The organism is Paenibacillus sp. J22FR5, from assembly GCF_059691975.1.
In genome coordinates this window covers 16138-27922 of sequence record NZ_JCAUAN010000033.1, presented here as the reverse complement: position 1 = coordinate 27922, position 11785 = coordinate 16138, and the positions used below count along the sequence as shown (strand labels likewise).

The window sequence follows — 11785 nt, the reverse complement described above, 5'->3', positions numbered from 1 at the left end:
TTATGGTGATTTACCTCGTCAAATTAACTGTTGAGGTTGAGTTCTGTGCACAAACCTGTGCTGGCTCTGAATGTCTATTCAGAGAACCGCGAACAGAAAAATGCCCACGCTCGAAGAAGCGAGAGCAATAATCCGTGCTTCGACCACACTTGTGATTTGCGAAGGACGAGCAGGCTCGGCACGTTCACGGTAACGTAGTGTCTCATGACCCTCGCGCTCAGTAGTCCTTGACCGTATTATACATCGTGACTTCGCTGACGCCTGCGCAGTGGGCGATTTCGGCTTGAGAGATAATCGTGCCCTGACCTTCGTTTGCCAGAAGAAGCATGAGACAACGACGCCGAATTTCTTTGGATGTAGACTCGTTGTGAAGCAGTTTCTCGATAAGTCTCACGTTCCTCTGCTTGGAGTCTACTTCGTACTTTTTGTTCATTTTAAGCCCTCCCAAATTTTCCTTAGGGAGATTTTAAAGGTCCAAATCTGATTTGGTCAAGGTACTGCATCGGTCAAGCGAGTATTAGATTTTTACAGAAAAAGAGAAGGAGAGGTGCTATATCAATCATATGAATGATCGTTTGGAAGTTGCAATACAACGGATTAATAAGATTTCTTGGGATAAGCTTAGCTATACTGACAGAAAATCGGATTTAATATTGGGTAAAGAGTACATTAGAAGAGCAGCTTTTTTTCTGCTAAACGTATCTCAAGACAGTACAACTGCTTTGTTTAGAGCTGCGGACGTTTATTGTAAAGATGATATATTAGATATTGATAAAGTATGTCCTGAATTATCGACACGGGGGTTATATAATAGAAGCTGGTGTAAATTTTATGCCGAATGGGCTTCATTAGCAGATAAGGGAGAAGCTTTAGCACTTCAATTTGAAGATCTTTACGAACCACTGATTAAGCTCCTTGAAAGAGGAGTGATTGTAAAGATGCATAAAGGATGTTTTGAAATTGGTGACCACAATTTCATAAGTTTATATCAAGGAATTCGAAGTTATGCATCAGATGTATCTTTTGATATTGATGATAACGCATTAGAGAGATATGATAATGTTAAGGAATAGATGGTAAATGTTTTTATGAAAAATGATGTCGAATTGCTAGTACAAAAAATTAATGCGAGGCAAAATCCTTCATTGATAGCTGCTGATATTACGAGTTATATTAGTCATGCGCTCAGAGAAAAGAAAATAACTCTCTATGAGGCATTCATGGTTAACAAGGAAGCAATTAGATTTGAAAGATTGGCCTATATACAACCAGCTTGGGTAGAGAAAGTTGGGATCGAAGCTTGTTTGACCATCATGAATCAAAAATTGCTGGCAGATGTATTCGATGAAAAGATATGCGTTGAGAAACTAAGAGATTGGGGAATGGAGGCATATAATCTTTATAATCGAAACAGAAACCATTATATCATGGATCGATATTCTATATTTTTAGATGCAAACAATTCTCCTGAAATGTTGAAAGAATTACAGAATATAAGAAGTAAAACAGAAACATTGAGTTTTGATCATGGACCTTATCATATTGAAGCTTTTCCCTATCTTTTTTACAGTCCAGAAGAAATGCTTTTAAATCAGGAGGAAAAAAGGAACTTTTGTAACAACAAAGTTTTAGATGAAAATATTGAAAATTTAATTATTGAATTAAATCTGATTTAAGTTTCTTTCGAGCGATAGTGTCCCTGTCAATTCGCCGCCCCGCTTCCGTAATCAGGAAGTAGGGCGGCGATTCTCCTTTACTATATATAGAAATTATTATAATAAAAACCTGCGGTAACGGTTATGGTCTTACACCTACCGTTAATCCTGATTACAAGATTAACGGTCAAATATTTGATTGCTACTATCCCTATTGTGGTAATATTAGAAAAATTTTGATTGCATTTCAGAACAAAACTACATTACAGGCAGACTGTATTGTATTAAATCTAGACGATTTTCCTGGTACACTAGACGATATAGCAAAACAATTTTATGATTGGCCAATTGATACATTGTATGAAATGTTAATTATTAAAAATGGAAAGATTGCTAGATTGATAATTAATTGAAGAAATGAGGAGGTGCGCAGTGAGTGTATTTCATCTGTTTTTTTTATCTTCTAATTGTATGAGCAGCTTTGAGCAAATTAAGAGAACAATTATTGACATTATACCTAAAGTGTCCTCAGACAATGCTAAAGATGTAACCCAAATATCAGAAGATACAGATAGCTTATTGAGTATTTGGTGTGAAAATTTCTCGCTACAGGTCAGAAATGGAGGACAGTCAGTAAAATTTAGAAGCGAAGATTATGGAATGAATTTTCAATATGAATTTTGGTTTGATATTTATACTGCAACACCAAACTGGTTAGGCGGACTGTTATCTTTCGTAGGCAAAATCATGAAGACATACGATGGCGATTGTGTTTTAGAATCTAATGGGGATACGCCAATATTAATACGAAAAAATAATACAGTAATTGTTGATGAAGAGCAGCTGAAGGAAACCCAAATAACACCGTTACATGAGTTAGGTTTGGAATATCGAGTAGGAGACTTGAAAAATGTATATGATTAACTAAAAATATAATATATGTTATTAAACTCCGAATGTAGCAAATACATCCTCGGAGTTATTTTTTTAAATAAAATGGACCCGTTGTGGGCGAACGTCGCAGTTGCATATTTAGCAAAGTACCTCGGAGTTGAAGTTATGGCGCCAACAGACATTGTGTATGTATATTCTGATGGTGTAATGGGTATTGGCATCAACAATACTGGCGCCTGGAAAGTTTTTATCCCCTAATTGGAAAGATTTATTTAAGGAGATGATGCTATGATTGTCATAGGGCAGACTTGTGAAATCTATAAAGACGACAAGTATCCATCAATAAAAGATTTAATAAATAAACCGATTAAAGAAAAGGAAAAAGTCATTCAGTACATGAAAAAATGCAATATCATAGCAGCTGCACCTGCGATAGTTACAGATTTAATAAATCCTAACATTAAATTTGCTGAACTTTACCTAATGACCGATGGCAAATACGAATGGCGCTCTGATGTTATTTACTACGTTGAAAAGTATGACATGGAGTTACCAGAAGAATTTATCTTGCATATTTTAACCCAGATATAAGCAGACGAAAGAACATCCCCCAAAACCACTGACAAAGTGAGGTTGGGGGGCTTGTATTTTAGGGATATCCTTGCTTATTAACTTGAATGAAAAGGCTTATTACTTCGAAGGGGCAGAGTGGGGGCTTGAAGCCGGCGTATAAAGCGTCCGTGACATCAGGGGAAATTTGTATTAGTGAATGGTTTCATAAAATACGGGCCGCACATCTCTTAACGTACAAAATCTGCATAATGTTGACTCTACTCCATGAACCAAGTATGGAAGAGTCATCACCTTGCCTTTTAAGTCGTTATAAGGCATTCGCTACTATCGCCGAACGCTGAGGATCGTTAGCATGGTATGTACTAGATAGGCAATACGTATACCCCCATAAAACTGGAGGAATAAACCTACCTTTGGAGTTGGATAAGAAGATATATTACCGCATGATCCAAGACTTAAATTGGATAGATTTCATGTTTGATGATCGCAAGGATCTCAGCATGGCTGTCAGCCGGTCCTGTTCATGAAGGACGTTTCTACGAGAGGAACGTTCTTTTCTTTTCTTTTCTTTTCACCTCACTGGTATCACTACTTATAATTTAAGCTACCTCTCCAAAAAGCCTAACCATTAAGCGGCGGATTGAGGATTTGTACAGCCACGGCTCGCTTTTCTGAACCCTTGTCCATGCAAAACCACAAAATTTAAGTGCTGGACAGGGGTTCAAAACCCTGCATTACCAATCATTACGACAGTCTCGTCAGTTGCGTAATGGTAGCGCTTCTGATGGTTCTTTTGCTTTGCATGGATGTTGCAGGACTAGATTCATTTATCGAAACCATCTAATAAGAATACGGTTTGGCGTGTTGAGGGTGCTTCGTAGGTTATGATAAGATTATAAGATATCAAGAGAGAAATTGAGGTGAGAAGCTTGGACCGACTTTATGATATGTTACACTTTAACTCGGAATTTGTAGAGAAGAAGGAATTTGAAAAATATAAAGCATCTAGATTCAAAGATAGAAAGATGGTTGTTGTAACTTGTATGGACTCAAGGCTTACCGACCTTCTTCCCCGAGCGTTAAATATTAAGGATGGAAATTCCAAAATCATTAAAGATGCTGGAGCGATTGTTTTGCATCCATTTGGTAGCGTTATGCGTAGCGTTATTGTCGCTGTATATGAATTAAAAGCCGATGAAGTGTTTGTGGTCGGACATCATGATTGCGGGATGAGCTGTATTGACCCTGGCGAAACCATAAATAAAATGAAGGAGAACGGCATATCTTCCGAAACTATCGACACCCTCGAAAGATCCGGAATTAATTTGCAACAGTGGCTACACGGTTTCGATAGTGTTGAGGATTCCGTCAAAGGAAGCGTGCAAACTGTCAAGAACCATCCCCTCCTGCCAAAACACATTCCAGTTCATGGCCTTGTAATCGACCCGGAAACAGGAAAGTTGGATTTAATAGTTGACGGTTATAAAGATAAGGAATAGTAGGGAAATCCAAATTGAATGAAGCCTTCCTAGATAACGAAACGCTATTCTGGGGAATACTGAGCTATCGAGAAACGTTAGTTACATACACTATCAAGATAAGGCTGCCGGCATAATCGGCAGCCTTTGCTCAGCGATTGGGCAGGATAACGCAGCAAAATGTTGAATTCTCTGGAAGAAGTAAATCACTAGAGGTGAGATATGAAACAATTTGAAGGTAAGGTAGCGGGAAATGCAATGATTGACTCATTGGCGGGTATTGATTGGCATGAAACACCCCCAATTTTGAACAACCTGTTTACTTCAGGGACTGAACTGACGCTTAGCCCGCTTTCGCCGGGGCTTGAGGCGGATGTGGTTAAGATCACGCAGGGGGAGAAGCATTTTGTGCTGAAGGTGTGGAACAAACGTTCGAAACCTGACGTCCTGCGCCAATATCGCCTTTTGGAAGCTCTTCATCGTCAGGGAATCCACGTATCCGAGCCGATCGGCTATGGGCGAACCGAAACTGGGGACGCTGTGCTGTTGACCCGCTATCCCGGGACTTACAGTAACGAGGGTTGTGGTGCAAGAATATAAAATGGATAGCAAATATCGAGAAATTGTGATTTTACTATGCCACTAAACCAAATATTATATTGAGCCATTCAACAGCAGATAGGACAGACGAATTATTTTCCGCCTGTCCTTTCCTAATCATATGCATGGCCTCGATTCCCTTCAACGGCTGTTCTGCAGTGTGAAACGTTTTGAAACCAAGCATTGGTTTCGTAATTTTCTTTATGAATCGATGATCTTGTTCCACAATATTGTTTAAATACTTTGTCTGTCTAACCAAAGTTTCTTTTGGCATAGCTTTTTCATTTATTAATTCTTGTATGGTTGGTGGATAGGCAGGGTTTTTATCCAAAGTGATCACGGGTGTGGAGATTTTAAACATTTTAAAGAAATTAAATGCACAAGGTCGGACGATCATTTTGATTACGCATGACATTTCGATTGCTCAGCAGGCGAAGCGGATTGTTCGGTTTCGGGATGGGCGGTTGAATGAAGTTGGTTAGTATTTATAAGGCCGGAATTCCAAATAGGGGGTTCCGGTTTATTTATATTCTTTAGGGAATTATTTTTTGTTTCGAAAACTCATTGCTTGTCCCATCGCGAAGAGTTTCGGCATTTCAACCGCTCAACGACTTGGGGAGGCTCTCCTCCGATAAATTGTCTACGTCAGGTGAAATTGGGAATACTGAATAAATTATAGCTATATTTATTTCCAGCAATATTGTGCTAGTAATCCGAATTATTATCTAGAGCGCAATCCATAATGAGCGATTATAATTTGTTTACATAAGCGTATCTCAAAGGAATATTGCTATTTTGAAAACGCTTAAATTGCTTTGAAACAAAGAAAAGGAAATGGGTTGTATCCCTTTATTAGTCAAGATCAGAAATGATCAGATCAGCCTGAATCTAAATTGGAAAGCAAAATCGTGCTAGTGTTTAGCAATATTGTTTAGTTCCATCCATCTGTTTTGAGAGTATTCTAATGTTAATAAAGTTAACATTAGTATTCATTTTAATGATTTTATTCATTCCGTGTTAAGTTGATTGACACTATGAAGGGGGCCATGGACTCTAAACTTGATAAAATTGTAGAAAAAGATGAACCAGACAAGTAATTTTAAAACGATTTCCATAAACGGGGGGTTACTCTATGTCGGTACAACTATCCACGAAATCTTATAAGATCGATGACGCTCCACTCAATAAGTTTCATCTGAAAATTACAGCACTTACGTTTGGATCTAATTTTTCTGATGGCTATGCTCTTGGTATCATAGGGATGGCTTTGACTTTAATTGGTCCTCAAATGAACCTAAGCCCAATTTGGAGTGGTTTAATAGGAAGTTCAGCGTTGATCGGACTCTTTTTCGGCAGTCTGCTCCTCGGAGGATTATCTGATCGTATAGGCAGGCAGAAAATCTTCCTTGCTAATTTCGTAGTCATTGCTTTAGCATCATTTTTACAATTTTTTGTACAAGATCCTACGATTCTGTTCATCCTGCGTATATTGATTGGTTTTGCTTTGGGTGGCGATTACGCGATTGGGTCGACGCTGCTTGCTGAGTTCGCGCCTAAAAAAAATCGTGGTTTTCTACTTTCTTTCTTGAATGTCATGTGGACTGTTGGATATGTAGTATCCAACATTGTCGGATATTATCTGCTTAAGACCGGCCCGGATTCCTGGCGGTGGATGCTAGCCAGTGCGGCTATCCCGGCAGTAATCGTTCTTCTAATGCGGATCGGAACACCTGAATCCCCAAGATGGCTCATTAGCATGGGGCGTGTGGAGGAAGCAAGGGAAATCGTGAAGAAGCATATCGGTCCACTTGCGGAGCTTGATGAAACGCGTTTGGAGCATACCTCCAAAACGTACCGTTTTCAAGATCTTTTCGGAAAACAGCTTTGGAAGCGTACTGCTTTTGGCGGACTCTTTTATGTATGTCAAGTGATTCCCTACTTCGCCATCTATACTTTTCTACCGGATATTCTGGCTAAAATGGGATTTGAAGAAACTTTCTTTATGGACACAGTACTGAATTTATTCTTGCTTGTCGGTTCGATTGCTGGCCTGTGGTTTACAGAGAAATATTCGCGTAGAAGCTTTACGATTAACACGTTTATTGTCCTTACTATCTCCTTGCTTGCGCTTACTCTTTTACCAGCAGGTTCTCATATCGTGGCAATTACAATCTTTTGTTTATTTACCTTTGTCATGTCAGCCGCTTCCAATCTTACCTTAGTATATCCAGCCGAGCTCTTTCCAACCGAAATCCGGGGATCTGGTGTCGGTGTTGTGACGGCAATAAGCCGCATCGGTTCGGCAGTTGGAACATTTCTGTTGCCGGTAACAATTAGTTCCATGGGACTAACCCCTTCCATGATTGGGATGACAATAGTTCTGCTAATTGGGACAGTTGTTTCCATTGCCTGGGCTCCGGAGACGAAGTCGCTTGCTCTGGATGATACTATCCATTATCATTAATCAAACTTTGACAAGAGATGTCTTCTGACATCTCTTGTGTGCATATTTAACCGACAACTATTGTATAGTATGTATTGGTTTTAAAGGAGATGTTTTTCATGGAAATTGGTGCTGGTCCCCTTCACCCTAAAGACATAAATAAAGTGATTCTTGGCGATCATCCGATCTCCACTTCCGAATTTGTCGCGGTGGCCTGTTATGGGGCAAAAGTGTCCTTTTCACAAAGCTATTGCGATCGCGTCAAGCAATCCAGACAGCTTATCGAGAAGTTTTTAAACGAAAACCGCATCATTTATGGCGTAACGACTGGCTTCGGGAGCAATGTGAAAGAGATCATCTCAACCGAAGATGCCGAAACCCTGCAGCGCAACATTGTTAGATCGCATGCTGTTTCCGTAGGGGATCCTCTTGAGAAAGAAGTAGTAAGAGCCATTCAACTGATGATTCTTATTCATTTGGGTCATGGATATTCTGGGGTTCGCTTGGAACTATTGGAACTTGTGGCATCGCTATTGAATCAAGGAATCACGCCTTTTGCTCCAGGCGATGGATCTGTAGGTTATCTTTCTCCGGAAGCTCATATGGCGTTGGTGCTGATTGGGGAAGGAAAAGCATGGTACAAGGAAGAACTTATCTCAGGCAGTGAGGCTCTTGAAAGAGCAGGATTAAAATCTACTACTTTAAGCTGTAAAGAAGGACTGGCTCTGACCAGCGGGACATCCTCCGTTACGGCAATGGCCATTCTAACCTTATATAATGCCACTCAAGCGGCAAAAACCGCGGATATTGCGAGTGCCATGTCACTTGAAGCTTTGAAAGGAACGATTAACGCCTTCGATCCAAAACTCCATTCCTTAAAAAAACATGAGGAACAGGCCAAGACGGCACAAAATATCATCCGAATCCTTAAAGGCAGTGAAATTGCGGAAACCTATAAAAACTATCGCTTGCAGGATGCGCTAAGTTTACGATGCATTCCTCAAGTACATGGAGCTTCCAAAAAAAATCTGAGGGATGCAGCCTTTACAATTAATAATGAGCTAAACTCTGTAAGCGATAATCCTATTATTTATCCCGAAGACAATGACGGAATTGCCCTAATGGGAGGCAATTTTGACGGTACCTATGTCGGTATTCAGTCAGATATTATGTGTATAGCCATGGCTAATCTGGCCAAAATAGCAGAGAGAAGAATAGACCGATTAGTGAATTATCACCTGAGTGAACTGCCAAGTTTTTTAGTGAAAAATCCGGGATTAAACAGCGGATATATGATCCCGCAATATACGGCTGTAGGACTGCTTGGAGAGATTAGAATTCTTTCTCAACCAGCCTCCGTAGATAATGTTCCCACTTGCGCCAATCAGGAAGATGTTGTCAGCTTCGCGTATGCTGCCTCAAAGAAATCTTATCAGGTTTCGAAGAAGCTGTCGTATATTTTGGCGATTGAATTAATGACTGCGGTACAAGCTCTCGATTTTCATCGGCCGATGAAATCTTCTCCGGTTATTGAGAAAGTCTATAACCTGATACGAACGCAAGTGCCAACGGTGGAGAAAGATCGATTTTTCTATCCAGACATCGTAACGATCTATCATCAAATTCATGAGGGCGACATCGTAAAGGTTGTTGAAGACATGATTGGTGAGATAGAATAAAATATCATGGAAGCAGTTTTCTCTGGAATTTAGGAGCAAACGGCTTCCTTTTTTAAGATAGGGGAGGTGATTAGTCAATGAAATTGGATACGGTGCAAGCATCCTTTTCGCAACTTCTCATTTCCGGGACGTTAATCCATGAAGCGGATTTTGAAGAAATGCGTGAGCGGCTTGGCATCAATGCGCGACCTCAAGTCGTTATTGTTTTGTCCATCGACCGTTATACGGATTTGGCTTTGGACAAGCCATTGCAATGGAGTATTGAGATGGGGCAGGTGCTGGTGGAAGCCATTTTTGAGAGTATCACCGTGCCATTCCTGTGGGTGTGGGTAGGAGAAGGTGTGTTAGCTGTATTGTTGGAACTCCAATCGGTTCAACCTGTAGGACCGTCCTTTAAGCAAATTACGTATGGCATGGTTCGGAAAATTCAAAACTTCGTAGATACGAAGGGCTTTTCCGTTTCAGCCGGAATAGGCAGTTATTACGAAGATCCTTATAAACTTCATCTTTCCTATTGCGAGGCCAAAGAATCATTAATCGACCGTTTCTTTCAAGGAAACCGGATGATTTTTCAATATGAAGGACAAAGAAGTATTCAGGAAGGAAGTTCAAAGCCGGTGACGAATGAAGAGAAAATCGAATTGCTGTCACGTGTCCGCATCGGCGATGAAGAAGGCTCGATTGCTTATTTGGTCGAGTTATTAGAAAATCTTTCTCGATCGTATAAGCACAATATTGATCTATTTAAGTCGGAAGCCTATGATCTAGTACTCTCTTTATCAAGAATGGTTGTCGACTTAGGCGGTAATGCTTCTGAAATTTTATCTGAAAATGCGAGAATGCTTCAAGACTTATACAGTACCATTCGATACGACAAATTTGTTAAAAAGCTATGCGCATACTGGAGGAAGCTAGCCAAGCAAGTATCGGACGATCATGCCTTAGAGGTGTCCCCCATTGTGCGATCCGCCATTGTTTATATAAGAGAGCATCATCAAGACAAAATGTTATTAAAAGAAATTGCCCAGCATTGTTACTTAAGCACCCATTATTTTGCCCATGTATTCAAAAAAGAAGCGGGTGTAAGCTTTGTCGATTTTCTAAATAAAGTTCGTATTGAGAAGGCGGTCTATTTGCTAGAGAAAACGGAATTGACTATGAAAGAGATTGCCGCGCGAGTCGGTTTTCAGGATGCGAACTATTTTGCGAGGAAATTTAAAATGATTATGGGATGCAGCCCGACGGACTATCGGTCATCAGACCAGTGCTAGTGTTATAGGTATAGCCACTTTAAGCCAACCCGCTCAGGGGTTGGCTTTTAAGTGTTTTCATCGGCGTGTTCAATTCCAGGTTAAACCGTAATATCGTGCTACCTTTCAGCAAATTCGACTAGATTCAGATACCATTTTTTTAAGTATGATGGAGTCATAGAAACAAACAAACTTTGTATCATCTACCTACAGGAGGGAAGTAGCTTTGAGACAAATTGAACTGCTGAATCAGCCAGAAATCGTGCGACACTCCAACTGGCGGGATCGATTTGAGACCAAGGTTTCACAGTGGTTGACCCCTTGGGAAGGCGTAGAAGACGTCCACATTGGTTTCATCGGCGTTCCACTTTCTAAGACGTCAATCAGTATTTCAGGCGCTTCGATGACACCGAATGCATTACGGGAATTATTTGCAAATGTCACGACGTACAGTATCGACCACGGTGTCGATTTGCAGGAATTACAAGCACGTGATCTTGGTGATATTCAGATGCATGTGACGGATCTGCTGCGCTGTCATGCCAATATCGAACAAGGGATGAAGAACATTTATGCAGCAATGCCTCATTTGTTCCCGATTATTGCTGGCGGCGATCATTCCATTACTTGCCCCTCTGTGAAAGCGTTTAAGCACCATGTCGGTGGAAAGGTAGGCATCGTTCAGCTTGACTCCCACATGGATGTCCGGAATCTGGAGGACGGAGGTCCTTCCAATGGAACGCCAATCCGCGGGTTGATTGAATCGGGGACGGTTGAAGGCCGCCATATTGCGCAAATCGGACTTCACAGCTTCGCCAATTCAAGAGAATATCATGAATATGCCATGGCGCAAGGAATTACCCAATATACGGCGCGTCAGGTTGCCAAAGAAGGAATCGACGCTTTGGTAGAAAAGGCGCTGGAGGTTGCTGCTGACGGGACGGATGCTATTTATGTAACCGTTGACATGGATGTACTGGATCAAGCTTATGCACCTGGCGTGCCAGCGCTCGTTCCAGCCGGCATGACATCTTGGCAGTTGTTGGAAGCCGTATTCTTATTAGGACAGCATCCTAAGGTACGAGGCTTTGATATTGTTTGTGTAGATCCCATGCAAGATCCCCGCAGAGCGACGGTTAGGACCGCATTGCATGTCATCTTAACTTTCTTGACGGGATATTTGAAACGAAATTAAATTGAACACAACATAGAG

14 protein-coding genes are annotated in these 11785 nt (G+C 40.8%); 12 read left to right on the top strand and 2 right to left on the bottom strand.

The window, feature by feature from the left end:
- Positions 1-217: 217 nt before the first annotated feature.
- The gene (locus AC58P7_RS27890) at positions 218-433 is read right to left on the bottom strand and encodes a hypothetical protein (protein WP_497348849.1); all 216 of its coding nucleotides are present in this window, start codon (positions 431-433) and stop codon (positions 218-220) included.
- Between the two features lie 130 nt (positions 434-563).
- Between AC58P7_RS27890 and AC58P7_RS27885 the strand changes: the two genes are divergently transcribed.
- The 7 genes from AC58P7_RS27885 to AC58P7_RS27855 all read left to right on the top strand — a co-directional run bounded on the left by AC58P7_RS27885 (position 564) and on the right by AC58P7_RS27855 (position 5200).
- Positions 564-1073 (top strand): hypothetical protein, encoded by a 510-nt coding sequence (locus tag AC58P7_RS27885; protein WP_497348847.1) that lies wholly within the window; start codon positions 564-566, stop codon positions 1071-1073.
- A gap of 15 nt (positions 1074-1088) precedes the next feature.
- Positions 1089-1676, top strand: coding sequence for a hypothetical protein (locus tag AC58P7_RS27880; RefSeq protein ID WP_497348846.1), 588 nt, complete (start codon positions 1089-1091; stop codon positions 1674-1676).
- An 86-nt stretch (positions 1677-1762) separates the two neighbouring features.
- A complete protein-coding gene (locus AC58P7_RS27875) occupies positions 1763-2068 on the top strand; it encodes a CdiA C-terminal domain-containing protein (protein ID WP_497348914.1) in 306 nt (101 codons plus the stop codon).
- Positions 2069-2087: 19 nt separating this feature from the next.
- Entirely contained in the window at positions 2088-2579 is a 492-nt protein-coding gene (locus AC58P7_RS27870; RefSeq protein WP_497348844.1) for a hypothetical protein, read from the top strand.
- Between the two features lie 258 nt (positions 2580-2837).
- A complete protein-coding gene (locus tag AC58P7_RS27865; RefSeq protein WP_497348842.1) occupies positions 2838-3140 on the top strand; it encodes a hypothetical protein in 303 nt (100 codons plus the stop codon).
- Between the two features lie 911 nt (positions 3141-4051).
- The gene (locus AC58P7_RS27860; RefSeq protein ID WP_497348840.1) at positions 4052-4621 is read left to right on the top strand and encodes a beta-class carbonic anhydrase; all 570 of its coding nucleotides are present in this window, start codon (positions 4052-4054) and stop codon (positions 4619-4621) included.
- A gap of 201 nt (positions 4622-4822) precedes the next feature.
- Positions 4823-5200 carry a phosphotransferase gene (locus AC58P7_RS27855; RefSeq protein WP_497348838.1) on the top strand — a complete coding sequence of 126 codons (378 nt, stop codon included), beginning with the start codon at positions 4823-4825 and terminating at the stop codon, positions 5198-5200.
- A gap of 34 nt (positions 5201-5234) precedes the next feature.
- On the opposite strand, the gene AC58P7_RS27850 is transcribed toward AC58P7_RS27855, so the two are convergent.
- Positions 5235-5561 carry a DDE-type integrase/transposase/recombinase gene (locus tag AC58P7_RS27850; RefSeq protein ID WP_497348836.1) on the bottom strand — a complete coding sequence of 109 codons (327 nt, stop codon included), beginning with the start codon at positions 5559-5561 and terminating at the stop codon, positions 5235-5237.
- Between AC58P7_RS27850 and AC58P7_RS27845 the strand changes: the two genes are divergently transcribed.
- The 5 genes from AC58P7_RS27845 to AC58P7_RS27825 all read left to right on the top strand — a co-directional run bounded on the left by AC58P7_RS27845 (position 5545) and on the right by AC58P7_RS27825 (position 11767).
- The gene (locus AC58P7_RS27845) at positions 5545-5682 is read left to right on the top strand and encodes a hypothetical protein (RefSeq protein ID WP_497348834.1); all 138 of its coding nucleotides are present in this window, start codon (positions 5545-5547) and stop codon (positions 5680-5682) included. The two genes, AC58P7_RS27850 and AC58P7_RS27845, sit on opposite strands and share 17 nt — an antisense overlap.
- 650 nt (positions 5683-6332) lie before the next feature.
- Positions 6333-7664, top strand: coding sequence for an MFS transporter (locus tag AC58P7_RS27840; RefSeq protein WP_497348833.1), 1332 nt, complete (start codon positions 6333-6335; stop codon positions 7662-7664).
- A 98-nt stretch (positions 7665-7762) separates the two neighbouring features.
- A complete protein-coding gene (hutH, locus tag AC58P7_RS27835; RefSeq protein ID WP_497348831.1) occupies positions 7763-9322 on the top strand; it encodes a histidine ammonia-lyase in 1560 nt (519 codons plus the stop codon).
- A 77-nt stretch (positions 9323-9399) separates the two neighbouring features.
- Entirely contained in the window at positions 9400-10593 is a 1194-nt protein-coding gene (locus tag AC58P7_RS27830; RefSeq protein WP_497348829.1) for a helix-turn-helix domain-containing protein, read from the top strand.
- Positions 10594-10798: 205 nt separating this feature from the next.
- Positions 10799-11767, top strand: a complete 969-nt coding sequence (locus AC58P7_RS27825; protein ID WP_497348827.1) for an agmatinase family protein — start codon at positions 10799-10801, stop codon at positions 11765-11767.
- Positions 11768-11785 lie beyond the last annotated feature (18 nt).